Source organism: Streptomyces sp. NPDC059994 (genome assembly GCF_042737755.1).
Classification (GTDB): domain Bacteria; phylum Actinomycetota; class Actinomycetes; order Streptomycetales; family Streptomycetaceae; genus Streptomyces.
The window spans coordinates 13,889-39,022 of the sequence record NZ_JBHWUR010000014.1; the positions used below are offsets into that span (position 1 = coordinate 13,889).

At 71.6% G+C, this 25,134-nt stretch carries 24 protein-coding genes and 1 pseudogene; 16 read left to right on the top strand and 9 right to left on the bottom strand.

Annotated features, from left to right (window positions below; genetic code table 11):
- Positions 1-123 precede the first annotated feature (123 nt).
- Together ACFWA7_RS10420 and ACFWA7_RS10425 are read left to right on the top strand one after the other, a co-directional pair.
- Complete coding sequence (locus ACFWA7_RS10420) at positions 124-1,581, top strand: NCS2 family permease (RefSeq protein ID WP_385822229.1); 1,458 nt, start codon at positions 124-126, stop codon at positions 1,579-1,581.
- A gap of 60 nt (positions 1,582-1,641) precedes the next feature.
- On the top strand, positions 1,642-2,793 hold the full coding sequence (locus ACFWA7_RS10425) for an XdhC family protein (protein ID WP_385822231.1): 1,152 nt from the start codon (positions 1,642-1,644) through the stop codon (positions 2,791-2,793).
- A 394-nt stretch (positions 2,794-3,187) separates the two neighbouring features.
- On the opposite strand, the gene ACFWA7_RS10430 is transcribed toward ACFWA7_RS10425, so the two are convergent.
- Positions 3,188-4,198, bottom strand: a complete 1,011-nt coding sequence (locus ACFWA7_RS10430) for a DUF5937 family protein (RefSeq protein WP_385822233.1) — start codon at positions 4,196-4,198, stop codon at positions 3,188-3,190.
- 55 nt (positions 4,199-4,253) lie between these two features.
- Between ACFWA7_RS10430 and ACFWA7_RS10435 the strand changes: the two genes are divergently transcribed.
- Positions 4,254-5,549 carry an MFS transporter gene (locus tag ACFWA7_RS10435; protein WP_385539416.1) on the top strand — a complete coding sequence of 432 codons (1,296 nt, stop codon included), beginning with the start codon at positions 4,254-4,256 and terminating at the stop codon, positions 5,547-5,549.
- Positions 5,550-5,606: 57 nt separating this feature from the next.
- Positions 5,607-6,860 carry a GNAT family N-acetyltransferase gene (locus ACFWA7_RS10440; RefSeq protein WP_385539414.1) on the top strand — a complete coding sequence of 418 codons (1,254 nt, stop codon included), beginning with the start codon at positions 5,607-5,609 and terminating at the stop codon, positions 6,858-6,860.
- Positions 6,861-6,876: 16 nt separating this feature from the next.
- Here the strand turns inward: ACFWA7_RS10440 and tsaA are convergent, their stop codons facing one another.
- Complete coding sequence (gene tsaA, locus ACFWA7_RS10445) at positions 6,877-7,344, bottom strand: tRNA (N6-threonylcarbamoyladenosine(37)-N6)-methyltransferase TrmO (RefSeq protein ID WP_385822235.1); 468 nt, start codon at positions 7,342-7,344, stop codon at positions 6,877-6,879.
- 215 nt (positions 7,345-7,559) lie between these two features.
- Here tsaA and ACFWA7_RS10450 point away from each other — a divergent pair, with 215 nt between their 5' ends.
- The 4 genes from ACFWA7_RS10450 to ACFWA7_RS10465 all read left to right on the top strand — a co-directional run bounded on the left by ACFWA7_RS10450 (position 7,560) and on the right by ACFWA7_RS10465 (position 10,848).
- Entirely contained in the window at positions 7,560-8,600 is a 1,041-nt protein-coding gene (locus ACFWA7_RS10450; RefSeq protein ID WP_385539410.1) for a ketoacyl-ACP synthase III family protein, read from the top strand.
- A gap of 111 nt (positions 8,601-8,711) precedes the next feature.
- A complete protein-coding gene (locus ACFWA7_RS10455) occupies positions 8,712-9,713 on the top strand; it encodes an FAD-dependent oxidoreductase (protein ID WP_385539408.1) in 1,002 nt (333 codons plus the stop codon).
- A complete protein-coding gene (locus ACFWA7_RS10460) occupies positions 9,710-10,573 on the top strand; it encodes a hypothetical protein (protein ID WP_385822238.1) in 864 nt (287 codons plus the stop codon). Before ACFWA7_RS10455 ends, ACFWA7_RS10460 begins: the two co-directional genes overlap by 4 nt.
- Positions 10,570-10,848, top strand: coding sequence for an acyl carrier protein (locus ACFWA7_RS10465; protein ID WP_385539404.1), 279 nt, complete (start codon positions 10,570-10,572; stop codon positions 10,846-10,848). The genes ACFWA7_RS10460 and ACFWA7_RS10465 overlap by 4 nt, the downstream gene beginning before the upstream one ends.
- Here ACFWA7_RS10465 and ACFWA7_RS10470 read toward each other — a convergent pair.
- The 3 genes from ACFWA7_RS10470 to ACFWA7_RS10480 are packed head-to-tail and all read right to left on the bottom strand — an operon-like array spanning position 10,802 to position 13,405.
- Positions 10,802-11,101 carry a muconolactone Delta-isomerase family protein gene (locus ACFWA7_RS10470; RefSeq protein WP_385539402.1) on the bottom strand — a complete coding sequence of 100 codons (300 nt, stop codon included), beginning with the start codon at positions 11,099-11,101 and terminating at the stop codon, positions 10,802-10,804. The two genes, ACFWA7_RS10465 and ACFWA7_RS10470, sit on opposite strands and share 47 nt — an antisense overlap.
- Before the next feature lie 13 nt (positions 11,102-11,114).
- Positions 11,115-12,365 (bottom strand): MFS transporter, encoded by a 1,251-nt coding sequence (locus ACFWA7_RS10475; RefSeq protein ID WP_385539400.1) that lies wholly within the window; start codon positions 12,363-12,365, stop codon positions 11,115-11,117.
- Positions 12,362-13,405, bottom strand: coding sequence for a 3-oxoacyl-[acyl-carrier-protein] synthase III C-terminal domain-containing protein (locus ACFWA7_RS10480; RefSeq protein ID WP_385539398.1), 1,044 nt, complete (start codon positions 13,403-13,405; stop codon positions 12,362-12,364). The genes ACFWA7_RS10475 and ACFWA7_RS10480 overlap by 4 nt, the downstream gene beginning before the upstream one ends.
- A 527-nt stretch (positions 13,406-13,932) precedes the next feature.
- On the opposite strand from ACFWA7_RS10480, the gene ACFWA7_RS10485 reads away from it, so the two are divergent.
- The 6 genes from ACFWA7_RS10485 to ACFWA7_RS10510 are packed head-to-tail and all read left to right on the top strand — an operon-like array spanning position 13,933 to position 20,089.
- A complete protein-coding gene (locus ACFWA7_RS10485) occupies positions 13,933-14,895 on the top strand; it encodes a chlorinating enzyme (protein ID WP_385822240.1) in 963 nt (320 codons plus the stop codon).
- A gap of 45 nt (positions 14,896-14,940) precedes the next feature.
- Entirely contained in the window at positions 14,941-16,596 is a 1,656-nt protein-coding gene (locus ACFWA7_RS10490) for an amino acid adenylation domain-containing protein (protein ID WP_385822242.1), read from the top strand.
- Complete coding sequence (locus tag ACFWA7_RS10495) at positions 16,593-16,865, top strand: phosphopantetheine-binding protein (protein WP_385539392.1); 273 nt, start codon at positions 16,593-16,595, stop codon at positions 16,863-16,865. The genes ACFWA7_RS10490 and ACFWA7_RS10495 overlap by 4 nt, the downstream gene beginning before the upstream one ends.
- Before the next feature lie 7 nt (positions 16,866-16,872).
- On the top strand, positions 16,873-17,664 hold the full coding sequence (locus ACFWA7_RS10500; RefSeq protein WP_385539390.1) for a thioesterase II family protein: 792 nt from the start codon (positions 16,873-16,875) through the stop codon (positions 17,662-17,664).
- A complete protein-coding gene (locus ACFWA7_RS10505) occupies positions 17,661-18,851 on the top strand; it encodes an acyl-CoA dehydrogenase family protein (RefSeq protein WP_385822245.1) in 1,191 nt (396 codons plus the stop codon). The genes ACFWA7_RS10500 and ACFWA7_RS10505 overlap by 4 nt, the downstream gene beginning before the upstream one ends.
- Positions 18,848-20,089, top strand: a complete 1,242-nt coding sequence (locus tag ACFWA7_RS10510; RefSeq protein WP_385822247.1) for a benzoate/H(+) symporter BenE family transporter — start codon at positions 18,848-18,850, stop codon at positions 20,087-20,089. The genes ACFWA7_RS10505 and ACFWA7_RS10510 overlap by 4 nt, the downstream gene beginning before the upstream one ends.
- Positions 20,090-20,159: 70 nt before the next feature.
- On the opposite strand, the gene ACFWA7_RS10515 is transcribed toward ACFWA7_RS10510, so the two are convergent.
- Positions 20,160-21,359 (bottom strand): aromatic ring-hydroxylating dioxygenase subunit alpha, encoded by a 1,200-nt coding sequence (locus tag ACFWA7_RS10515; protein WP_385822249.1) that lies wholly within the window; start codon positions 21,357-21,359, stop codon positions 20,160-20,162.
- Positions 21,360-21,544: 185 nt separating this feature from the next.
- Here ACFWA7_RS10515 and ACFWA7_RS10520 point away from each other — a divergent pair, with 185 nt between their 5' ends.
- Positions 21,545-22,861 carry a cation:proton antiporter gene (locus tag ACFWA7_RS10520; protein ID WP_385539382.1) on the top strand — a complete coding sequence of 439 codons (1,317 nt, stop codon included), beginning with the start codon at positions 21,545-21,547 and terminating at the stop codon, positions 22,859-22,861.
- Between the two features lie 305 nt (positions 22,862-23,166).
- On the opposite strand, the gene ACFWA7_RS10525 is transcribed toward ACFWA7_RS10520, so the two are convergent.
- Complete coding sequence (locus ACFWA7_RS10525; RefSeq protein WP_385822252.1) at positions 23,167-23,532, bottom strand: STAS domain-containing protein; 366 nt, start codon at positions 23,530-23,532, stop codon at positions 23,167-23,169.
- Positions 23,533-23,693: 161 nt separating this feature from the next.
- On the opposite strand from ACFWA7_RS10525, the gene ACFWA7_RS10530 reads away from it, so the two are divergent.
- Entirely contained in the window at positions 23,694-24,047 is a 354-nt protein-coding gene (locus ACFWA7_RS10530; RefSeq protein WP_385822254.1) for a hypothetical protein, read from the top strand.
- Here the strand turns inward: ACFWA7_RS10530 and ACFWA7_RS10535 are convergent, their stop codons facing one another.
- Both ACFWA7_RS10535 and ACFWA7_RS10540 read right to left on the bottom strand, forming a co-directional pair.
- Entirely contained in the window at positions 24,048-24,494 is a 447-nt protein-coding gene (locus ACFWA7_RS10535) for a hypothetical protein (protein ID WP_385822256.1), read from the bottom strand.
- 393 nt (positions 24,495-24,887) lie between these two features.
- Positions 24,888-25,070: pseudogene (locus tag ACFWA7_RS10540) on the bottom strand (CorA family divalent cation transporter); the annotation flags it as partial.
- Positions 25,071-25,134: the final 64 nt, after the last annotated feature.

Consider the following 25,134-nt stretch of genomic DNA (forward strand, 5'->3'; position numbering starts at 1 on the left):
AACGTTCGTCTCGGGCCGTCCCCCGGGTCGTGCAGCCCACGCACCATCCCAAATCCCGCAGCTTGTCTGACTGAGGTCTCAGGTCTTATGCGGGTGCCCCTGTGAACCTTGGGAGTAGGCACCATGACCCAGCAGTCCGTGGAGCCGAAGACCACCGCCGAGGAGGCGGGCTCCGGCTCGCGCGTCCCCGCCGGCAGGTCTTGGCTCGACCGGTACTTTCATATAACGGACAGAGGATCCACGGTCGCGCAAGAGGTGCGCGGCGGCATCACCACCTTCATGGCGATGTGCTACATCCTCCTGCTCAACCCGCTGATCCTCTCGACGCCCGACGTCGACAAGCACACGCTGGGCCATGCGGGCCTGGTGACGGCCACCGCCCTCGCGGCCGCGGTCAGCACGCTGCTGATGGGCTTCATCGGCAAGGTCCCGCTCGCGCTCGCGGCAGGACTGAACGTTTCCGCGGCCCTGACCACCCAGGTGGTCCCCAACATGACCTGGCCGCAGGCCATGGGCATGTGCGTCATGTACGGCGTGGTCATCATGCTGCTGGTCGTCACCGGCCTCCGTGAGATGATCATGAACGCCATCCCGCTGGCGCTCAAGCACGCGATCACCATGGGCGTCGGCATGTTCGTCGCCCTGCTCGGCCTGGTGAAGGCGGGATTCGTCGGCAAGGGCCAGGGCGGCCCCGTCACCCTCGGCGCCACGGGCGAGCTGGTCGGCTGGCCGGTCCTCTTCTTCGCGGTGACCCTGCTCCTGATCTTCGCCCTCCAGGCGCGCAACGTACCCGGCGCGATCCTGATCGGCATTCTCACCGGCACGGTCCTCTCGCTCGTCGTCACCAAGGTGGGCGGTCTGACCGACAAGGACTGGGGCGGAGCCGCCCCTGGCCTCGACGGCAGCGCGGTCGCCAGTCCCGACTTCGGACTCTTCGGCCACGTCGAGTTCGGCGGCTGGGAGCAGATCGGCGCCATCGGCGTGGGCATGATCGTCTTCACCCTCGTCCTGGCCGGGTTCTTCGACGCGATGGCCACCATCATCGGCGTCGGCCAGGAGGCCGGGCTCGCCGACGACAAGGGCCGGATGCCGGGCCTGTCCAAGGCGCTGTTCATCGACGGCGCGGGCGGCGCGATCGGGGGCGTCTCCGGTGCCTCCGGCCAGACCGTCTTCATCGAGTCCGCGACCGGCGCCGGCGAGGGCGCCCGTACCGGCCTCTCCTCGGTCGTCACCGGTCTCTTCTTCGCGGCCTGCCTGTTCTTCACCCCGCTCACCCAGCTGGTCCCGGCCCAGGTGGCAGCGGCGGCCCTGGTCGTGATCGGCTCGATGATGATGAGCGCGGCGCGGCACGTGGACTGGAACGACCGCTCGGTGTCGATCCCGGTGTTCCTCACCGTGGCCCTGATGCCGTTCACGTACAGCATCACCGCCGGTGTCGGCGCGGGCGTCATCGCCTACACCGTCATCAAGGCGTCGCAGGGCAAGTGGCGGGAGATCGGCGGGTTCATGTGGGCCCTGTCCGGCATCTTCCTCGTCTACTTCGCGCTCAGCCCCATCGAGAGCTGGCTGGGCGTCAAGTAGGCCACGATCAGGGCGTACGACCGACGCCCTCCACCCATCCGTTCCGTAAGGAGACCGAACATGCTGGACATCGCCGAAGAGCTCAACCGGTGGGTCGAGCAGGGCCGTGACTTCGCCGTCGCCACCGTGGTGGCGGTCGGCGGCAGCGCGCCCCGGCAGCCGGGTGCCGCGCTCGCCGTCGACGGCGAGGGCACGGCGATCGGGTCGGTCTCGGGCGGATGCGTGGAGGGCGCGGTCTACGACCTGTGCCAACAGGCGCTGGCGGACGGCGAGCCCGTCCTGGAACGCTTCGGCTACAGCGACGAGGACGCGTTCGCGGTCGGCCTGACGTGCGGCGGCGTCATCGACATCCTGGTGACCCCGGTGCCCCTGGACTCACCCTCCCGGGCGGTGTTCGCCGCGGCACTGGCCACGGCGGCGCGCGGCGAGGCGGCGGCGATCGCCCGGATCACCGAGGGCCCGTCCGACCTGGTGGCCCGCCCGCTCCTCGTCCGTCCCGACGGTACGTACGAGGGCGCCCTCGGCGGCCATCCCGAGCTGGACCGGACGGTGGCGGGCGAGGCACGGGCCATGCTGGACGCGGGCCGTACGGGCACGCTGACACTCGGCGCCGACGGCCGCCTGTGCGGGCAGCCGCTCACGGTCCTGGTCGAGTCGAGCGTCCCGCCGCCGCGGATGATCGTCTTCGGCGCGATCGACTTCGCGTCGGCGCTGGTACGGGTGGGCAAGTTCCTCGGCTACCGCGTCACGGTGTGCGACGCGCGCCCCGTGTTCGCCACGGCGACGCGGTTCCCGGAGGCGGACGAGATCGTGGTGGAGTGGCCGCACCGGTACCTGGAGTCGACGGAGGTGGACGCGCGCACGGTGCTGTGCGTCCTGACGCACGACACCAAGTTCGACGTGCCGCTGCTGGAGCTGGCGCTGCGGCTGCCGGTCTCGTACGTGGGCGCGATGGGTTCGCGCCGCACGCACGAGGACCGCAACGCGCGCCTGCGCGAAGCCGGCGTCACCGACCTCGACCTCGCCCGCCTGCGCTCCCCGATCGGCCTCGACCTGGGCGCGCGCACGCCCGAGGAGACGGCGCTGTCGATCGCGGCGGAGATCGTGGCGAACCGGCGGGGAGGGACGGGTGTGGCGCTCACGGGCGCCCATACCCCGATCCACCATGACGGTCCGGAGGAGCCGCTGGGCCGGATCGGGTCGGTGGCCTGACTTCTCGGGGGCCTCACCCCCCGACCCCGCGTCGCGGCTGCGGCCCGAGGACCGTCTTCGGGGCTTCGCCCCGGCCCCGTCTGTCTGCGGGGGCGGGCTTTGTCCGCGGGTCGGCTGTGGCTGCTCGCGCAGTTTCCCGCGCCCCTGAAGGCAGAACGGGCCCCTGCCGCATTCCAGCCCCTCCGGCGCTTGAGGAGCAGGGCAGGGGCCGCAGGCCCCGCCCTGCTCCTCAGGGGCGCGGGGAACTGCGCGGCCGGCCACAGACGGCCGGCAGCCGAACGAAGTCCGGGGCGGAGCCCCGAAAGCGGGGTGCGGGGGTCGCAGGCCCCGCGACGGGGCCCGGGGGGGGCGGCCCCCGGGAACGAGCCTCCACCCCCACCCGCCCCCGGAGGGTTCAGGGAAGGGGCGGGGAGGGGCTCAACTCCTCCGGGGACGCGAGCGCATCCCCCACCCCCGTCCGGGCATACAGCACCACCCGACCCGCCCGGGCCCGGCTCACCAGCCCCGTCCGATGCAGCACGGACAGGTGATGGGAGACCGCGCTCGGCGTGACGGCCAGCCGGCGGGCCAGTTCCGTCGTCGACGCCGGCCCGTCGAGGCAGAGGAGCAACGTCGCCTTGGGCGCCCCGACCAGCGACGCCAGCGCACCCGGCGGACGCGGCGGACGGGCTTCCCACAGCGTCCCGACCCCCCGCGCCGGATACGCGATGGTGGGCGGCTCCTCAGCCCCCACCGGACTGATCGTGTGCTGCGCGAACAGCGTCGGCACCAGCCAGAACCCCCGCCCGTCCACCGACGCGCCCAACTCCAGGTCCCGGTGGACGAACAGCGTCAGCTCCCCGCCCTGCCACACCGCCGTGGGATCCAGTGACGTGAGCAGCGCCGCCGCGCCGTCGCGGGCGAGCAGCCGCGCCCGCCACACCATGTCCGCCTCCAGGACGGCCCGCATCCGAGACCAGTGCGGCGCTATCGCCAGCTCCCAGTAGGCCTCCAGCGCATCCGCCATCGCATCGCGCAACGCGCGGGGATCCGGGGCCAGTTCGGCCAGGCGCGGCGGCAGTGCGCGCCCCGCGTACGCCGTCCGTACGTCCGCCAGCGCCTTCGACGGCGGCGCCGCCCGCACCCGCCGCAGCTCGTCCCGTACCTCCGGCAGCGGCGAGTCGGGGCGAGGTGTGAGGAAGTCCGGGATCCAGCCGCTGCCGCGCACCGTCAGCTCGACGAGCAACTCCTTGTCCAGCCCGTCGGCAGCCTCCAGCGCCGCCCGCGTCCGCCGCACCCACGGCAGGTGCAGCACGTACTTGTCGGCGCGCCGCAGCGCCCACAGGCTGGTCGCGGTCTCCAGGAGCGGCGAGCAGGCGAAGCGCATGTCGGCGAGGTCGTCGACGCCGAGTCGGTAGCTGAGCATTGAGCCCCAGCCTAAATGTCTGCCGCTGTGCGGCGGAAGGCCGTTGGCTGGGGGCATGTCCTCCGCCTCCTCCGGGGTGGCAGCCGTGCTGCCGCCTCGCGGCCCGCTGCGCGCGTACGCCCTCACCACCCTCGTCGACTGGATCGGCAACGGCCTCTTCCACACCGGCGCCGCCCTCTTCTTCACCCGGGTCGTCGGGCTGGGCGCCACCCAGGTCGGCCTCGGCCTGACGATCGCCGCCCTGCTCGGACCCGCTGTGGCCGTTCCGGCCGGGCGGCTGGGCGACCGGTTCGGCCACCGCCGGGTCTATCTGGCCACCGTGCTCGTACGGGCCGTCGCCTTCGCGGGATATCTGCTCGTCGACGGGTTCGCCGGCTTCCTCGCCGTCGTCTGCGCGATCGCCCTGGCCGAGAGCGCGTCGCGACCGGTCCGCAGCGCCTACCTCGCCCGTATCGCGGACGCCTCGGCGCTGGTCGCGGCCAGCGCGTACACCCGCGTGATGCTCAACATCGGCTTCACGCTGGGCAGTCTGGGCGCGGGCGCCGCCCTGGCCGTCGACTCCCGCAGCGGATACGCGGCCCTCGTCCTGGGCAACTGCGTCTCGTACGCCATCGTCGCCGCCATCGTGACCCGGATGCCGGACGACCGCCCGCAGGCGGTACCGGAGGCCGCCGCGCGGCCCGCGAGCCGTCTCGGCGCCCTGCGCGACCGCCGCTTCCTCGCCCTCGCCGCGCTCTCCGGGCTGCTCTACATCAACGCCGACGTCCTCAACCTCGGCCTCCCGCTGTGGATTTCGGCCCGTACGCAGGCGCCCACCTGGGCGGTCGCGGCGCTGATGCTGCTCAACACCGCGCTGGTGATCCTGCTCCAGGTACGGGCGGCGCGCGGCAGCCACACCGTCGCCGGGGCGGCGGTCGCGGGTCGCCGCGCCGGCTGGGCGCTGCTCGCCGCCTGCGCGGTGACGGCCACGACGGCCGCGCTCCCGCCGGTGGCCGCCGTGCTGGTGCTCGCGGTCGCCGTGGCCCTGCTGACGGCGGGCGAACTGCTCTCCTCGGCGAGCGGCTGGGGCATCTCGTACGGTCTCGCCGAGCCTCCCCCAAGCTCTTTGACGAGCAGGGGGGACCCCCATCGCCTGGGCGAGTTCCTGGGTGCCTGGAGCCTCGGCTCAGACCTGGCGAGGGCGGGCGGCCCGCTCCTGGTCGCGGCCCTGGTCACCCACGGGGGAGCCCCGGGCTGGCTCCTCCTGGGCACCCTGTTCCTGGCGGCGGGGACGGTCACCGTGCCGCTGGCGGCGCGGGCGGAACGCGGGGCGGCCGACCGCAGCCGGGTGACGGCCGGTTCGCCCGGCTGAGCCCCGCGCCCCCGAAATACGGATGACTGTCCGATTCGGCGGGGTTAGTGTCGAAGAATGGATCAGCTGCGCTTCCGCGATGTTCCCGAAGCCCATGTCGACCGCGCCCTCGACCTCGGATACCTCGTCTTCCACGAACGCCCCGAGGACGAGGAGATGCGCAAGTACCACCGCGAGGCACTCCTCGACTGCGACCGCGTGGGCGCCTACGACGGCGACGTCCTCGTCGGTTTCCTCGCCGCCTTCCGGTTCACGGTCTCCGTCCCCGGTGGTGAACTCCCTTGCCCCGGGCTGACGTTCGTCTCCGTGGCCCCCACCCACCGCCGCCGTGGCATCCTCACCGGCATGATGGCCGAGCTCTTCCGCCGCAGCGCCCGCGAGGGGCGGCCGGTCGCCGCGCTCTGGGCCTCCGAGGCCGCCATCTACGGCCGCTTCGGGTTCGGTTCGGCCACCCACGGCGCCAGCGTGGAGATCGACTCCAGCCGTCCGCTCGCCCTGCGCGTCGCCCCCGACGAGCGCCCGCTGCGGCTGGTCGACCCGCTGGACGCCCCCGCGCTCCTCGGGCCGTACTACGACGCCACCCGCGCCCGCAGACCCGGCCGGATCGCCCGCGACGCGGTCCGCTGGCGCAAGGAGTGGCTGGCAGACAAGGACGAGGACGACGACGAGCTGAGCCCGCCGAGGATCGTCGCGCTCGGCGCGCCGGACGAGCCGCTCGTCGGGTACGCGGTGTACCGCACCAAGGGCGGTGACGACGACGCGGGTACGTCCGGTCTGGTCCGCGTCGACGAGCTGGAGGCCGACACCCCGGCCGGCGCGGCCGCGCTCTGGCGGTATCTGGCCGCGATCGACCTGACCGGCCGGGTCCTTCACCGGGGCGGCGCCCCGGACGACCCGCTGCACCACTTCGCGGCCGACCGCGACCAGGTCCGCGTCACGCAGACCTTCCCGGCGCTGTGGCTGCGCCTGCTCGATGTCCGCGCCGCGCTCACCGCGCGCTCCTGGGCGGCCCCGGCGGACCTGGTCGTCGAGGTGCGCGACGAGCGCGTACCGGCCAACGCGGGCCGCTTCCGGCTCACGGTCGCGCCGGGACCGGACGCCGAAACGTACACCGCCTCGTACGAACCGACGGACGCCCGGCCCGACCTGGCCCTGGACGTGCGCGACCTCGGCGCCTGCTACCTCGGCGGCACCGACCCGCGCCACCTCGCGGCGGCGGGGCTGATCACCGAGCACACCCCGGGCGCGGCGGCGGCTCTGGGCGCGGCGCTCCGCACCGGCCGGCTCCCGCACACCGCCGACGAGTTCTGACCTTCCGGATCCCCGCCTAGCCGGACTCGGGCGGGGTGTCGGACGTCGGCGAATACGGCTTGATATCGAGCACCGGTGTGCCGTCGACCAGGTCCACGCCGTCGAAGTGGAGCACGTTGCCCTTCACCTCGCGCACGCGCACCAGGCTCAGGCCGATGCGGTTGTGCCGGTTGGGCGTACGGGTGGCGTAGACGCCGGTCGTGCGCCCGCTCCGCTCCCAGCCGCGCGGCACCACCTGGAGCGGTGCGGTCTCCTCCTCGGTCTGGTCGTGCAGCCAGGTCAGCAGCCATACGTACCAGCCGTCGGAGATGCCGTCGAGGCCCCCCGCGAACGGCTCGAAGACCACGACCTGGCCCTGGTCCCCGTAGGCCAGAGTCGCCTGCGGCGGCGCCTCCCGGGGGCGGGTGTACTCCGTCACGACATAGCCGATCGGCGACAGCGGCACGACCGCGTCGGCGCCGAGAGGGGCGGGCGGATGGGACACCACGTTTCTCCTCACACTGGGGAACCACGTCAACCATGCAGAACGACGGTCCATGCTGAACGACACCCCTCTGCAGCCCTGGCGCGGACCGCCTGAAACACGCCGTATGTGCGCCAAATGAGAGACAGATGCCTGACAATCAATAACACTGACAATATAGTGGGCGGCCGGGAGGCGCGGCCCGAGTCGACGGGCCGGTCCGAGGAGGCAGCCCCGTGAGACTGAGTCCGCCGTTACCCGAACCACCGGGCATAGCCGCCGCCGTGCTCTGGCTCCCGTCCCGCCGCCTGGACACCGCGAGGGCGGTGGCGGCCGGGCGGCTCGACCAGCAGACCGCCGACCGGCTCGGCTACCGCGCGCTGAGCGAGAGCCCCGACCGGGCGGCCCCCGAAATGGCCGTGCTCGCGGCCCAGAAGGCGCTCGCCGACGCGGGCTGGTCCGGCGACGACCTCGGTCTGGTCGTCCACTCCTGGATCTACCACCAGGGCCACGACTTCTGGTCCGCGCCGCACTACGTGGCCCACGGCATCGGCGCCCGCCACGCGACCCCGATCGGGGTGCAGCAGACCTCCAACGGGGGCGTGGCCGCCCTGGAGGTCGCCGCCGCCCGCCTCGCCCTGGACCCCACGGTCAACCGGTGCCTGGTGACCACCGCCGACCGGTTCGTGGGGCCCGGCTTCGACCGCTGGGCCGGCGACATCGACGTGGCGTACGGGGACGCGGCCACCGCGCTGCTCCTCGACCGCGACGCGGGCCCCTACCGGCTGCTCGCCATCGCCTCCGTGAGCGTCCCCGAGTACGAGGTGCTCTACCGGGGTGACGACGCCTTCACCCCGGCGCCGCGCAGCGCGTACGACACGATCAGCGCCCGGCGCACCAAGCTGTCCTTCCGGGCGGGCGGCGGCTGGCCCAAGTTCGTCGCCGTACTGCGCCGGTCCGTGCAGCGCGTGGTGCTCGACGCCATCGCGGACGCCGGGCTCACCCCGGCCGACCCCCGGCTGCGCTACCTCGTCCTGCCGCGCCTCAGCACCGGCGCGCTCAGCCAGTTCTACGGGCCGTCCGTCCACGAACTCGCCCTGCCCCACACCGAGCTGCTCGACCTGGGCGGCGACACCGGACACCTCGGTGCCGGGGACCCCGTGGCCAACCTCGCCACCCTCCAGGCCGACGACCGGCTCGCGCCGGGCGAGGTGGCGCTGTTCCTGAGCGCCGGCAACGGCTTCACCTGGTCCTGCGTCGCGATATCCCACGAGTAGACCGGCGGGTGTCACACCCGGCGGCCGAGGAACGTCTTTCCGGTGCGGCATCCCCGTACGGCTGCCTTGAACATCTTCCACGACATCTTCCCCATGAAGAGGTGCAGTCCCATGACAGAGCGAAACGAGGCCCTGGTCATCGGCGCCGGTGTGGCCGGACTGACCACGGCGGTGTGCCTGGCCGAGCGCGGTTTCACGGTCCGGGTCGTCGCCGAGCGCGGGCCACGGCAGACCACGTCGGCCGTGGCCGGGGCGATCATCGGCGGCCCGGCGATCGCCGACGAGACCGAGGCGGAGGCCAAGTTCGCGCCGACGGCGATCACCCGGCCCTGGCACCAGTCGAGCCTGGCCGAGTTCGCCGCGCTGGCCAAGCAGCCGGACAGCGGCGTCCATCTGACCCGTGGCCGCCTGGTCAACCGGCAGGCCGCCGGCGGCCACGAGTGGGCCGCCCATCTGCCCGGCTACACGCCGTGCGGCGAGGACGAGAGCGGCGGGTTCCCGGTGGCGTTCCGGGTGGACCTGCCGACCGTGGACATGCCCGTGTACCTGGAGTACCTGGCCTCCCGGGTCACCGCCGCCGGGGGCAGCGTCGAGGTGGGCGTGGTGGACTCCCTGGAGGCGGCGGCCGCCGAGGCGCCGCTCGTCGTCAACTGCACGGGCGTGGGGGCGCGCGCCCTGGCCGACGACCCGAAGGTCTTCCCGGTGCGCGGCCAGCACGTGATCGTGGAGAACCCGGGCATCGACGAGTTCTTCTTCGAGCAGAACCCCGGCCCGGTCTCGACGAGCTACTTCCCGCACGGGCGCCGTCTGGTGTGCGGCGGCACCGCCGAGCGCGAGGTGTGGAGCATGGAGCCGGACCCGGCGCAGACCGAGGAGATCCTGGCGCGCTGCATCGCCGTGGAGCCCCGGATCGCCGGGGCCGAGGTCATCGGCGTCGAGATCGGCCTGCGGGCCTCGCGACCGCAGACCCGCCTCGAAGTGGAGCCGCTCGGCTCCGCGCGGGTGATCCACAACTACGGCCACGGCGGCATCGCGGTCGGCCTCTCCTGGGGCTGCGCCCAGGACGTACTGCGGCTGGCGCTCGGCGGCGCCACCGCCGAAGCCGTCTCATGACACCGGCCCCGGTGGACGGCCCGGGTCTGCAGGCTCTCTCGCCGGGCGCGACCGTGCTGCTGAAGCGGCTCGACGCGCTCCTGGAGGGCTGGGGGACCGGCAGCGGCGCGACCCCCATGATCATGCCGCCGCTGCTGCCGGTCGCCGCGCTCTCCCGCCTCGACGTGTACGACAACTTCCCGCACCAGGCGCTCGTGGTGAGCACACTGGACCTGACGCAACATCAAGAAGGCGCGTCGCACGAGAAGTTCGCCCAGAACGCCCTCGAACCCGCGCTCTTCGGGCTGCCCTCGGCCGCGTGCTTCGCCGTCTACCTCCACCACGAGGGCCGTGCCCTTCCCGACGGTACGACGGTGACCGTGCTCGGGCGCTGCTTCCGCCGCGAGGAGCACTACGACGGGCTGCGGCGCCTCCTCGGCTTCCATATGCGCGAGATCGTGGCCCTCGGCTCGCACGACTTCACCCAGGAGCACCTGCGGCGGTTCGAGGAGCGGATCACCGCCCTCGCGGACGCGCTCGGCCTCACCCTGCGCAAGGAGGCAGCGACCGACCCCTTCTACGACCGGGGCGGCCAGCGTGCGCTGCTCCAGCGGCTCTCGCCCGTCAAGCACGAGTTCCTCGTCGACGACCTGGCGATAGCCTCGCTCAACGTCCACCGCAACTTCTTCGGCGAGCGGTGCGGGATCACCCTCGACGCCACCGGCCATGCCGTGCACACCAGTTGTGTGGCCTTCGGCCTGGAGCGCTGGCTGTCGGTGCTGTCCGCCAGGTACGGAAGCTGGGAGGCGGCGACGGAGGCCGTGGAGAAGGCGGCCGTGGCGTTCGGCGGCGTGGCCCCGGCCGACGGGGCCGCGCGGTGAGGGCGGCTGGCGCCGGGCTGGCGGAGGTCGTCACCTGGATCGGCAGGCGCCACCCGGAGGCGGCCGGGATCGGCCCGGACGACGACCTGATCGAGAGCCGGCTCATCGACTCGCTGGGCTTTCTGGAGTTCATCGTGCTGATCGAGCGGCTCAGCGGGCGGCCCGTCGACGTCGAGACCCTCGACCTCGACGACTTCCGCTCGCTGAACCGGATCGAGCGGGCGTTCTTCAGTGGGCCGGACCCTCGGCCGTCGGATCGTAGCTCGGCGGGCTGATCAGCGGATACACCTCGAAGTCCAGGTGCAGTCCGGCGGGGCTGCGGTACAGCAGCTGCATCAGCTGCTCGTGCGACTCGACGTCGTAGATGTTGAGCCCCGCCGAGGCGCCGACCAGGATCCAGCGGTCCCTGATGAGCCCCTTCTCCTCCAGCTCCTGGGTGTACCGGAAGCCCTCGGACAGCTTCTGCTGGAACTCCTCGATGCTGATGCCGACCGGGGCCCGCTTGGCTATCACCGCGAACAGCGCCATGGATGTCTCTCCTTCAGTTGAGTGTGTGGGGGGCTTCCTGGTCCACGGGCGGCCCGGCGGGCATCCGCATGGCACGGTCGGAGCGGGCGAAGCGCGCCCGCGCGAGGGTGCCGACGATCGACACCGGTACGGTCGCGGCGGCCGCGATGCCGAACAGCAGCCCGAAGTCGCCGCGCCCCGCGAGCGGGCCGACGGCGGCCGTGCTGATGGCGGCGCCGGTGAAGACCGAGCAGGCGATGAGCGCGGTGGCGCTGCCGCGCACCTCGGGCGCGGCCGCCTCCAGGATCCACGCCTGGAGCGCGGACTGGCCGACGGCGAGGGCGAGTCCGGCCAGCGCGCTGGCGATCAGGATGCCCGCGACCGACTGGGTGAACGCGGCCGTGAGATAGCCGGTGAAGAGCAGCCCGGTGCCCCAGCCGAACATGCCCGCACCGGTCGCCCGGGCGTCGACGGCCCGGACCACCACACTGCCGCCGATGGCCGCCACGCCGTACGCGCTGGTCACCAGGCCCGACATCAGGACGCTGCTGCCGTGCTTCTGGAGGGCCGCGTTGAAGAAGTTGAACAGGCCCATCATCGCCGCGCCCTCGACGAAGGCGAACGGGATGAAGAACCGGAACCAGCCGTCCCCGAGCACCTGGGCGAACCGCTCCCGTACGCTCGGCCCCTCGACGTCCTCGACCCGGGGCGCCTCCGGCAGCCGGGTGTACACCAGGGCGAGCAGCGGCGCCGCCACGGCCGGGATGAGCAGTGCCGAGCGCCAGTCGAGCAGTTCGGTGAGCGCGCCCGCGACGAGGGTCGCGGTGGCGGCGCCGACCGCGCTGGAGGACATGATGGCCGCCATCGTGCGCTGGCGGCGCTCCATCGGGATGTGGTCGCCCACGTACGCGACGGTCACCGGGATCAGCGCGGCGGCGAAGCCGCCGGCGATCGCGCGGCCCGCGATCAGCAGCGCCGCATTGGGCGCCAGGGCCGCCGCCAGGTCCGCGAGGCCCAGCCCGAGGAGCGCGGTCCGCAGCACCCGCACCCGGCCCACCCGGTCCGAGAGCGCGCCGTGCACCGGCTGCATGATGCCGACCATCGCCAGATAGCCGGTGAGGGCGAGTGTGCTGGTGCCCAGACTGACGTCGAAGTCCTTGGACACGGGGACCAGGATCGGGTTGATGACGACGAGGTCGAAGTCGAGCAGGAAGAACCCGGCGCACAGGACGGCCACGACCGTGCGGTCGGTGAGCTTGCCGCCCACCGGCTGCGACGCTCTCATCGGGTCACCGCCCGGACCGCGACGCAGGACCAGCTGAACCCGCCGCCCAGGCTGAGCAGCAGCGCCACCTCGCCCCCGGCGAGCCGCTTCTCGGTGTGCAGGGTCGCCAGGTTGGCGGCGGAGTCCCCGGCGCCCAAGTGCCCCGTTCCGCCACCCAGGTCGAGGATCTCGGTGTGGCGCAGCCCGAGGCGTTCGACGGCCGGGTGGAAGAACGCCTGAAGCGGTCCGGCGCCGAGCCGGGGGAGCGCCAGGAACCGCACCCGTGGATCGTCGGGGGCGAGCCCCGCCTCGGTGAGGGCGGTGCGCACCACCTCGACCACGGCCTCGACGAGCGCCGCGTCGAACCCGGGCTCGGCCCCGGAGGCGACGAACGCGCGCTTGGTGCGGCGCACGTCGACCTGGGGCAGGGTGCGCGGCATCGAGCTGAACTCGTCGTCGCCGCGGTGCATCGTCTCGTACTCCGAACGGACCACGGTGGACACCGAGAGCAGCTCGTACGGGCCCTGGGTGCGGTCAAGGAGGAGGGCGGTCCCGGCGTCGCCGTAGACGAGTTCGTAGTCGCCGAGCCAGCGGTCGAAGGCGGGCGGCAGGAAGCGGTCGCCGGTGGTGACCGCGGCGCGCGCCACCCCCGGGTCCGCGATCATGCGGGCGGCGGCGGCTTCGAGTGCGGCGGCTCCGCCGTTGCACATCTGCTGGACGCCGACGGCGTTGGCGGTCGAGGCGCCGATCCGGTGGGCGACGTAGTTGGCGGGCGCCCAGAAGTCGTGGCCCTGGTGGTAGGTCCAGGCGTGCGCCACCATGCCCAGGTCCGCCCCGTTCCACCCGGCGGCCGCCAGTGCTTCGGTGGCGGCGAGGACCGCCATCTCCGGCGCCGCGTGGTCGGGGCTGACGGCGACTTCGCGGTAGCCGAGCCGGGTCGCCGTCTCCTCGTCGACCCGGCCGGCCGCCAGCGCTGCCTCGGTGGTCTCGCGCCGGTCCGGGAGCCAGAGCGTCGCGGCCGCGATCCGCAGCGGCGTGGATAAGGGCGGGGACAGACGCACTGGGTCCTCCCGGAAAGGGCCCCGGAGGGCATCGTCAGTGATGCGGATTATCAGCGAGAGTCTTGTCCACCTCGGGATGCCGCGTCAAGGGCCGAAAGGCGCAAGTCGCGCGCCCTCCGGGGCCGTCGAGCACCCCGCCGGAGCCCCGTGGAAACACAGCGTGTGCGCAGGGCGGGCACCCCTCGATTCCGGGTGCCGGCAGCGCACCCCTTTTGGCCGCCTATGCAACCATACGCCCGAAGCCCTCGCGCGCGGCCGATTGTGCGCGGTCCCGGCGGGCCGCGCCGCCCGCCCTGCCGCCCGCCCATGCCTGACCCGTACAACGATCCAATGGCCCCCCCGCCCCGCCACCCGCACGATGTCCACCGCTGTGCGATCGCTGTGCAACTCCGGGGAATAGAAGCGTCCGGAGGAGGCCGTGTGTTAAACAGAGCACAACTCGCCCTCTGCTGGCGCGAGTTGACCGGAACAGCACGCATTTACCCGTCCGCTGTCGCAGCGGAGTGTCGCTTACACAGAGGTGATGCATGGACGACCTGGCCGGCACCACGAGCACCGACTTCTCCCTGAGCGCGCGGGAGATCGAGCAGTTCCACCGGGACGGCTACATCGGTCCGTTCGACATGTACGAACCCGCCGAGATGGAGAAGAACCTCCGCGCCCTGCGCCCCAGGCTCCTCAACACCAAGCGGGCGATCTACGGGCAGGAGAAGGCGGTCTCCGGCGTCACCAACCTCGCCAACTACGACCGCCACCTCGACGTCGACTTCCTCGCCGACCACATCACGCGCCCCGAGATCACCCACCGGGTCGCATCCCTCCTCGGGCCCGATGTGCTCTGCTGGCGCACCGAGTTCTTCCCCAAGTACCCCGGCGACGAGGGCACCGACTGGCACCAGGCCGACAACTTCTCCAACGTGGCCGGTTCCAAGCACCCCCAGATCGTCTGGCCCGAGGACTCCGAGTTCGGCGGCACCATCACCGTCTGGTCGGCGTTCACCGACGCCAGCGTGGAGATGGGCTGCCTCCAGTTCATCCCCGGCTCGCACCGGACCATGAACTACGACGAGTCCAAGGTCATGACGTACGACGCGGACTCCATCGGCAAGGTGGAGAAGGACGGCGTGCGGCGTGGCTTCTTCGGCTACGACTACCGCCAGCTCCAGAAGGACCCGAACTGGAGCCCGGACGAGTCCAAGGCCAAGTCGATGGTGCTCAAGCAGGGCCAGTTCATCGTCTTCTGGTCGACCCTGATGCACGCCTCGCACCCGCACGCGGGCCTCACCGACAACATGCGCCTGGGGTACGCGGCCCGCTATCTGCCGACCCAGGTGCAGGTCTACCCGTTCTCGGACGCCCTCCAGGAGTTCGGCGGCGAGGCCAGCCTCGACAAGTTCGGCTGCGTGCTGGTCTCCGGCGAGGACACCTACAAACACAACCGCTTCGTCGAGCAGACCGTCAACGGCACGCCCTTCCGGACGGCCCGCTGACCCTGCTCCGACGACCACCACTTCGACGTCGCCACATCCCGAGGGGTGTCTGCGCTGGAAAGACTGACGGGGACCAAACTCAGCGGCACCCAGGAGGCGTTCGCCCTCCACCGCCGGATCAACCGGACCGCCGCCGACTATCCGCGGGACAGCTCGGTGCCCGCGCTCTTCGCCGCGAGCGTCGCCCGCCACCCGGGCGCGCCCGCGGTCGTGCAGGGCGGGCGCGCGTACACCTACAGGGAGCTCGACCGGCTCTCCAACGGGCTCGCCCGGCGCCTGCTCGCCGAGGGCTGCCCGCCCGGGTCGACCGTCGGGGTCTGCCTGACGCGCTCGCCCGAGCTGATCGTGGCGCTGCTCGCGATACTGAAATGCGGAGCCGCGTATCTGCCGTTCGACGTGGGCTGGCCCGACGAGCGCGTGCACGGCCTGTTCGCGGACGCCGACTGCCGATGGGTGCTGACCGACCGTCACCAACAGCTCTCCCGACGGCTGTCGAAGTGTCAAGTGCTTTCTGTCGAGGAAGAGTTGGAGGAAGTCGCGGCTGCCCCGGCAGTCGAAATGACCGGCGGCTCCCTCGCGTACATCAACTTCACCTCTGGCTCCACGGGCCGCCCCAAGGGCGTGGCCATCCGTCACCGCAGCATCGCCCGGCTCGTCCTCGGCGCCCGCTTCGCCCGGCTGGACGCGGACAGCCGGCTGCTCCAGCTCGCGCCGGTCACGTTCGACGCCGCGACCTTCGAGATCTGGGGTGCGCTGCTCAACGGCGGAACGTGCGTGCTCTACCCGGACGGCCTGGTGCGGCTCTCGCGGCTCGGGCGGGTCATCGACGAACACCGTGTCACCGTCGTCTTCCTCACCACGGCGCTGTTCAACGCCGTGATCGACGAGGCGCCGGAGGCCATCGAGGGGACCGGGACCGTTCTGATGGGCGGCGAGCTCCACTCGATCCCGCATGTGGCCGCGGCGCTGCGGCGGTACGGGCCGGGCCGTCTGGTCCATGTGTACGGACCCACCGAGGCCACCACCTTCGCCACCTACCATCCAGTCGACCGGCTGCTCCCCGACTCGGGGCTGCTGCCGATCGGGAAACCCATCCAGAACACCCGGCTCTACGTGATCGACGGCGACACCCTGTGCGAGCCGGGCCGGACCGGTGAGATCTGCCTGGCGGGCGACGGGCTCTCGCCCGGCTATGTGGGCATGCCGGGGCTCACCGCGGAGCGCTTCGTCGAGCGGCTGGTCGACGGTGTGACCGAGCGGCTCTACCGGACCGGCGACCGCGGAACCCTGCTCCCCGACGGCTCGCTCGTCTTCCAGGGCCGCGAGGACGACCAGGTCAAGATCAACGGCTTCCGCGTCGAGCTGGGCGAGGTCGCCCACCACCTCGACCACCACCCCGCCGTACGGCGCAGCCATGTGACGGTGAGCACCGTACGCGGCGAACGGGCCCTGGTGGCCTTCGTGGTGACGGACGACCAGTCCGTCACGCCCACCTCCCTGCGCCACCATCTGCGGACCCGGCTCCCCGCGTATCTGGTCCCGGCCCGCATCCATCTGTGCGAGGCGCTGCCGCTGACGGCGACCGGCAAGGTCGACGGCCGCGCGCTGCTCGCCGCGCACGACAGCCACACCCCACCACCCGCCGCCCCGGCCGCACAGCCGGTGGCCTCGCGGGACCGACGGACGGAGGAGAGACCATGACTTCCCAGGACTCGCAGGCGGCGCTCGGCACGCCGCCCATGAACGCTACCGAGGAGGCGATCGCCGAGATCTGGCGCGGTCTGTTCGGGATCACCGAAGTGGCCGTCGGCGACGACTTCTTCGAGCTCGGCGGCAACTCGCTCACCGCCATCAAGTTCCTGTCCCGGGTGGAGGAGCGCTTCGCCGTCGATGTGCTGCTGCCCGAGACGCTCTACGAGGACGCCAGGCTGAGCAGTCTGGCCAAGGCCGTCGACGAGGCGATGGCGTAGGCCCGCCGTGCGCCCCCCACCCCGCGCCGCCGCGCCTGCCGGGACCACCGCGACGGGCGGCCTGTTCGCCCGGTTCTCCGGCGACGCCGCGGTCACCACCCGGCTGTTCTGCTTCCCGTATGCGGGCGGCGGCACCCAGGTCTTCCGCGGCTGGCAGGAGCGGGTGCCGCCGGGCGTCGGGGTGACCGGCATCCGGCTGCCCGGGCGCGAACAGCGCTTCCGCGACCGGCCCTTCGACTCGTGGCCGCAGGCGCTCGGCGCGCTGTCCGAGGCCCTGGCGCCGGAGACCGAGCGCGGACCGTACGCCTTCTTCGGCCACAGCCTGGGCGCCCGGCTCGCGTACGAACTCACCCACCGGCTCACCGCCGACGGCCACCGCCCGCCCGAGCTCCTGGTCGTCTCGGCGTGCCGCGCGCCGGGCGTGGCAGCGCGCACCCCGCCCATGCACACCATGGACGGACCCACGCTGCACCGAAGGCTGCGCGAGATGAACGGCGTCCCGCCCGAAGTCCTGGCCAGCCGCGCCCTGATGACCCTCCTTGAGCCGGTGCTCCGGGCCGATCTGCGGCTCGCCGAGACCTGGGAACCGTCACCCGGGCGGATCGCGGCGCCGCTCCTGGCGCTGTGCGGCGATGACGACGACATCGACCCGTACGCGGACATGCTGGCCTGGAAGCACCACACCACGGCGGAGTTCACGATCCGGGTGTTTCCCGCCGGGCACTTCTTCCTGCGCGACGAGGAGGAGGCCGTGCTCGCGGCGATCCGCGGGCGGCTGGGGACGGGGGGTGCGCGGTGACGGACCCGCTGAGCAGCCACTCGCCCCATTTCACCGCCGAACACGCAGAGTTCCGTAGCTCGGTCCGTACGTTCTTCCGCAAGGAGGTCGTGCCGTACGCGGCGGAGTGGGAGCGGCGGCGCACGATACCCCGCTCGGCGTGGCACGCCTTCGCCGCCGAGGGGCTCCTCGGGCTCAACCACCCCACCTCGGTGGGCGGCGCCGGTCTCGACTTCTTCCACTCGGTGGTCTTGCTGGAGGAGCTGGGCCGGACCGGCTTCGGGGGAGTGCGGTTCGCGGTGGCGCTCCACGCCTATATGGGCACCAGCTACCTCGCCACCAACGGCTCGCCCGAGCTGCAACAGCGCTATCTGCGCCCCGCCGTTGCGGGCGATCTGATCGCCGCCCTCGCGATCACCGAACCGCAGGCGGGCTCGGACCTCGCCCGGCTGGAGGCGACGGCCGTCGAGGACGGCGACCACCTGGTGGTCGACGCCGAGAAGCGCTTCATCGTCAACGGCGGCTTCGCGGACTTCTTCGTGACGGCGGTACGCACGGGGGATCGCGCCAGGGAGCGCCAACCGCGCTCAATTCAGGGCGATTTGTCACTCCTGGTCGTGGACCGCGCCACCGACGGCGTGCACGTACTCCCCAACGACTCGATCGCCTGGCGGGCCTCGGGCATGGCCGACATCACCATGCGCGGGGTGCGGGTGCCCAAGGAGAACGTGATCGGCCGCCGCAGCTCCGGCTTCATGCAGATCATGAAGAACATGCAGCTGGAGCGGCTGGCGGCGGGGATCTCGGCGGTCGGGGACGCGGCCAACTGCCTTGACACCACCTGGAGATACCTGAAGAGGCGCGGCATGTTCGAGTCGACGCTCAGCGCCAAGCAGGCCGTCCGCCACAAGATGGCCGATCTGCTCACCGAGGTCGAGGCGGCCCGGCAGCTCGCCCACCACGCGGCCTGGAGTTATGCCCGCGACCCACTGTCGATCACCGCCTGCTCGATGGCTAAGCTCAAGGCCACCGAAGTGGCCCGGACCGTCGCCGAGGAATGCCGCCATCTGCACGGCTCCGAGGGCTTCCGCGAGGGCGCGCCGATCGTCCAGACCGTGCATGACGCCCAAGCCGCCACCGTCGCCGCCGGAGCGAGCGAGGTCATGCGCGACATCGTCGTACAGAGCGGATACGAGGAGTTGCCTTGACCACGTCCGAGACGGAGGCGGCCGGCGCCGGCGGTCCACCAGGCCCGAAGCCGGATCCCCAGCAGGGCCCGAGCCCGGTGTCCGACCTGGTCAGGGCCGGGACGGTTGGGCTGATCGCCGCGTTCGTCGGGTTCTCCAGCTCGTTCGCGATCGTCCTCGAAGGCCTCACGCGGGTCGGCGCGAGCCGCGCCGAGGCGGCGTCCGGCCTGATGGCCCTCTCGGTCTCGATGGGCGCCTGCGCGATCTTCCTCAGCCTCCGGCTGAGGATGCCGATCAGCGTCGCCTGGTCGACGCCGGGGGCGGCGCTGCTGGCGGGCGCGGCCTCGGTCGACGGCGGATTCGGCGCGGCCGTCGGCGCGTTCCTGGTGACCGCCGCGCTGATCGTGGTCACCGGACTGTGGAAGCCGCTCGGCCGCTGGGTCTCGGCCATCCCGAAACCGCTGGCCAACGCCATGCTCGCGGGAATCCTGCTGCCCCTCTGCCTGGCCCCCGCCAAGGCGGTCCAGGACAAACCGGCGCTGGGCCTGGCGATCGTCGTCGCCTGGGCGGTCGTCGGCACCTTCAAGAAGCTGTACGCGGTACCGGCCGCGGTCGTCGTCGCGGTGGTCCTGATCACCGCGACCACCCACATCTCCGCCGCCGACCTCGGACCGCTGTGGCCCAGGCCGGTCCTGGTCACCCCCGACTTCACGGCGGCGGCCGTGATCGGCATCGCCCTGCCGTTGTACGTGGTGACGATGGCGTCGCAGAACATTCCGGGCATCGCGGTCCTGAACGTCAACGGCTACGAGCCCGAGCCGGGCCCGCTGTTCGGCTGGACCGGCGCGTTCGGCCTGGCCTCGGCGCCCTTCGGCGGCCATGCGGTCAACCTCGCCGCGATCACCGCCGCGCTGTGCGCCGACGAGAGCGCGGGCCCCGACCCGCGCAAGCGCTACCGGGCGGCGGCGATCGGCGGCGGCGCCTACATCCTGCTCGGCCTGGGCGCGGGCGCGGCGGTCGCGTTCGTCGGCGCGGCCCCGCCCACCCTGATCGAGGCGGTGGCGGGCCTGGCGCTGCTGGGCGCGCTGGGCAACTCGCTGGTGGGAGCGGTGACCGACCCGGGCGACCGTGAGGCGGCGGTGGTCACGCTGGTGGTGACGGTGTCGGGGGTGCAGTTCTTCGGGGTCGGCGGCGCGTTCTGGGGGCTGCTGGCCGGGGGCGCGCTGTACGCGGCGAAGCGGCGGCTGCCGGCGAAGTGAGGCGGGGGGTGCGCGGTGACGGTGGAGGTCACTCTTCTCCGGCTTCTCCGCCCTCTCCGGCTTCTCCGCCTTATCCGCCCTCTCCGAAAAGGTGCGCCTCGATGGCCTCGTTGTACTTCTGGAGCGCGAACTCCTGCGTACCAAAGCAGTGTTCGTCGTTGGCCCCGCTCGTCAGACCGATCTGGATCTCACGGTAGATTTCGAGGTCCTCGTACTGCACCTGATAGGTCAGCTGCCGGTTTTCCTCCCACTGCTCGACGCTGCCTTCCCGCACCGATCCCTTGGGCACGATGAGGCGCAGCTTCACGAGCGTACGGGTCGGGCCCAGCGGGTGACTGGTAATCCACAGGAAGTGGTCCGACTGGTGGAGCACCGTCTCGTTGGGAAAGATGGTGTGGATCACGTTCGCGACCGACAGAAGACGCCGTTCGCTGCGCTCGGTCCTGGTGATGAAGTTTATCGATCGCTTCGGCAGGATCGAGCGCAGATGGGGCCCGAACGAGTCGAAGAAGAACGTGCTGTTCTCGAAGAGCGGGTTCGCGCTCTTCGCATGCAGGAACGGGAAGTGGTAACCCTCCAGGGTGCCTTCGACGACCAGCTTCCAATTGATCTCCCACTCCTGGCTCTCGGCGCCGTAGATCTCGTACGAGGAGAGATCGAGATCCGCGATGTCGGGAAGGAAGTCACCCAGGAACGCGTCGAGGCCGGCCCGGCCCGGATTCTCCTCGGGCATCAGCCAGACGAACCCGTACGCCTCCACCGCCGGGAGCGCCACCAGGTTGCGTTTTCCCCGCTCGACGCCGGGGAAGCAGTGCGGGCTCGGGATCGCGGCGAGGGTGCCGTCCAGGTCGTAACGCCAGGCGTGATAACCGCAGGTGAACTGTTTGCGCTCACCGGACGGCTCCTTTTCCAGGCGCGCCCCGCGATGCCGGCAGGCGTTGAGGAAGACATGCGCCGCGCCGTCCTGGTCGCGGCTGACGATCAACGGCCTGCCGAAATGCTCCAGGGTCGCGAAGGTGCCCGGCGACGGAATCTCGGAGCTGTGCACCAGCATCGAGGGCAACTTGGTGAAAATTCGGTCGAGTTCCGCCTGGTACCACTCCGGTGACTGATAGCGGTCGACGCTGACCCGGGTGTCCGAGTCGGTCAGCGGGAGTCGCTTGTCGCGAAGGTGCTCCAGGGCGCGGTCAAGGATCCGGAGTTCCTCATCGCGATCCATCCGCCAACTCCCTCCAAGGCCCGCCGGGCACACGGTGATCAGCGGGTTCAAGGTTCAGGTTTCAGGTTTCGGGGTTCGGGTCCGCCGAAATTCTATAGCGATTCCCTTGGGGTGACGAGACCTGTTCAATGTCAAAAAGAGCGCGGTTGAACGGGGTGTTGAACGGGAGTTGTGCCATTTGGTGAATCACCGGTAGAACAGCGGAACACCCTGCGGCCCGACAGGAGTGAGCCGACGTGCAGACGCATCTCCTACTCGCCGGATCCACCGCGCCCCCCACCGGACGGTTTCTCCTCGCCCTCGCCGTCATCCTCGCGGTGGCCTTCGTACTGGCCCGTCTGGCACAGCGGGTGCGGCAGCCCGCCGTGATGGGCGAGATCATCGGCGGCATCCTGCTGGGCCCGAGCCTCCTCTCCCTCTTCCCGGGTGACCTGGAGACCCGGCTGGTCCCACCGCCGGCACTGCCCTACCTCCAGCTCCTCTCCCAACTGGGCCTGGTGCTCTTCATGTTCGGTGTGGGCTACCAGTTCGACATCGGGCATCTGCGCACGCCCACCGCGAAACGGCAGGTGGCGGCGGTCTCGCTGAGCTCGGTGGCGCTGCCGTTCGCGCTGGGGGCGGGCCTCGCGTACGGGCTCTACCCCTGGCTGAGCAAGTCCGAGCTGAAGACGGACGGGCCACTCGGCCCGGCGCTCTTCCTCGGTGCGGCGATGTCCATCACCGCCTTTCCGGTCCTCGCCCGCATCCTGGCCGAACGCGGCCTTCACAAGGACCCCTTGGGCTCGATCTCGCTCGCCTGCGCGGCCGTCCAGGACTTCCTGGCGTGGTGTGTCCTGGCGGCGGTGGTCGTGGTGGTCCGCGCGAGCGGGCCGTGGCCGCTGGCCCGGATGGCCCTGGAGTCGGCACTGCTGCTCGCCGCGCTCGTCCTGCTCGTACGGCCGGGCCTCGCCTGGCTCCTCGCCCCGGCCAGACCGTGGGCGGGCGGCACCGCGCTCACCCACGCCGTCCTCGTCGTCGGTGTCCTGCTGACCGCGGCGGTCACCGACGAGATCGGCCTGCACGCGGTCTTCGGCGCGTTCGCGTTCGGCGCGGTGGTCCCGCGCGCCCGGATCGACGAGACGGCCCCGCAGGTCCCCGAACGCATCGAACAGACCAGCCTGCTGCTCCTGCCGGTCTTCTTCACCGTCACCGGAATGTCCGTGAACATCTCCGGCCTCGGCGCCCGGGGCCTGGCCATGACGGCGGCGGTCCTGGCGGCGGCCTGCGTCGGCAAGTTCACCGGCGCGTTCGGCGCGGCCCGCCTGACCGGCGCGACCCCGCGCGAGGCGACGGCCCTCGGGGTGCTCCTGAACGCCCGCGGCCTGACCGAACTGGTCATTCTCAACGTGGGCCTGGGCCTGGGCGTCATCGACACGCGTCTGTTCACGGCGATGGTACTGATGGCGGTGGTGACGACACTGATGACGGGGCCGTTGCTGGACCGGGCGCGTCCGGCACGCGCATCGGGGGCCGGCGATGCGGCTGTCGAGCGTCCGGTGCACGGGGCGGCGTGACGCGGCGGTGGCCGGGCTTCGGTCCGTTCGGCGGCCGGGATGCGTCTGCCCGATACCGGGGCGGCAAGGCCGTCAACACTTCGGCGCTTCGGGAGTGGGGCGGCTTCAGGAGGCGCGGTGGGGGCTGCCGTGGACCCGGCCTGCGGCCTCGCTCCCCATGGGGCCGCAGGCCGGGCCGCCTCGACCGAGCCGCTGGGCGCGGGAGGATGGCCCGGCGACGGGAGGCACACGGTCGACCGGGGTCCGGGGTCGCTTGGTGAGCGTAACTGCGCCGGGGGAGCAGGCGCAGATTGGTTTCAGGTCGATCAGGCTGCTGCCTGCGGTGGAAGGAGCACGGGCAGCTGGTCCACGATGTCGAAGTCCAGCTGAAGTGCTGGATGGTTGAGCAAGTGCAGGGTCGCGGGGCGGGTGCAGATCAGGCGCAGGCGTCCGTGTCGGCCGCTGGTCCGGGCTCGGGCGCGGTCGAGGAGCCGTACGCCGGCGACGTCGACGAACTCGACCGGGCGCAGGTCGATCAACAGGTCGACATCACCGGTGTGGGTGAGGACGTCGAGGCGCCAGGTGATGCCCGGGGCGGTGTGGATGTCGATTTCGCCGCACAGGACCACCAGGGTGCAGTCTCCGTGGGAGCGGACTTCTTGGACGCAGACCATTGCAGGGGGCGGGGTCATGGTGACCCTCTTCTCCGGAGGCGGATGTCCATCAGGACCAGTCACCAACGGGATCTGGGTCGGCAACCCAAGGTAGCGGGCTGTGCCCGTCCGCTGACGGGTTGCACCGAAGGGCTGCGGGCGTCAGGGTCTTGCTGCTATGCGGTGAGCCTTGCTGCTGCATGGCGGCAGGACCGGACATCCTGGCGGGCGGGTTTCGCGGGCGGGCATTGCCCTCGGGTACGTCAGGGCGAGCCGTCTCCGTCGGCGCCCAGGCGCAGTTGGCGGGCCAGCACCTCACGGGCGACGTCCAGGAGCGGCCGGTCGTGGCTGAAGGCGTGGCCGCGCAGCCGGATCAGGGGGTGGTCGCGACTGGAGCCCGGTCGGGCCGCGAGCAGGCCGTGGCCTGGTGGACCTCGGCGAAGTGGAGACCGGGATCGTCCAGCAGCGGAATGTCGGGCAGCTCGGCGTGGGCGGCGGTGGCGATGACGATCTGGGCAACGGTGTCGACCAGACGTAAGGCGTCGGTGAGCTGATCAGCGGAGATGGGCCGGGCCGGGCGCGGTGGCCGGTGAGGGCGCCGAGCGCGCTGATCCCGATCCGCAGCGGGAAGGCGAACACCGCGCGTATGTCCAGTGCTTCGACGGCGCCGGGCAGGCCGGCCCACCGGGCGGTGGCGAACGCGTAGGTCCCGCCTTCATGGCCTCCGGCGCGAACCGGGGCCACCGCATCCTGGCTGCTTGTGTCGCCAGCGGTACGTCGGGAACCTGCCTCTTGGTCCGGAAACAGTCCCGGCAGGGCGCCTCGTCCCACTCGGTGCTGGCCAGTTCCAGCCGGCGGGTGCGCTCGTCGGAGGCCGCGGCGTCCACCAACTGGCCGCCAGGAGTGACCGTCAGGACCCCGGCTGCCGCCACATCCAGCAGAGCCACGCAGTGCTCGGCGAGGGTGTGCAGGAACCCGATGACGTCGAAGTCCTGCACCAAGGTGTCGGCGAGGTCGAGAATGCGGCCGCCAACTGCTCCTCACGCGGCAGTTCAGTCATGCCCCACCCACCTCCAGGAGTGATCGGGGGAGGCCTTCAGGAGTGATCGGGGGAGACCTTCGCCCGGGCCGCTGTCTCCTGCTGCCGCCCACTTTCGTCCCGATCGGGCGCCTTTGCCAGGTCCCCTGTGAAGTGCAGCGCCGACGGGGAGGGGGATGCTGGTATGCGTGGTGCCGGATGCGCCGTTGGGGGTCCCGTCGGTTTCCAGGGGGTGGTTCTCTCCACGGCCCACTGGGAGCCGGAACTTGGAGTTGACTCCCCAACGGCTCCGGTTTGACGGCCCGTCGCGCTCGCTTCACAGTCGGCACTCCGACCGCATCAGCGTCCAGCCTGCTTACAGCCAATCCCGCCGCTTGAAGATGAAGTACAGACTCACGCACACCCCCGCCATCAGCAGAATCGCAAACGGATACCCGAACGCCCACCCCAACTCCGGCATCCGCTCGAAGTTCATGCCGTAGATCGTTCCCACCAGCGTCGGCGCAAACAAAATCGCCGCCCAAGACGAGATCTTCTTGAAGACGTCTACCAGGTGGCGCTGACCTGGAGCGATGCGCCATTCACTGTCGCTGACCTGCGGC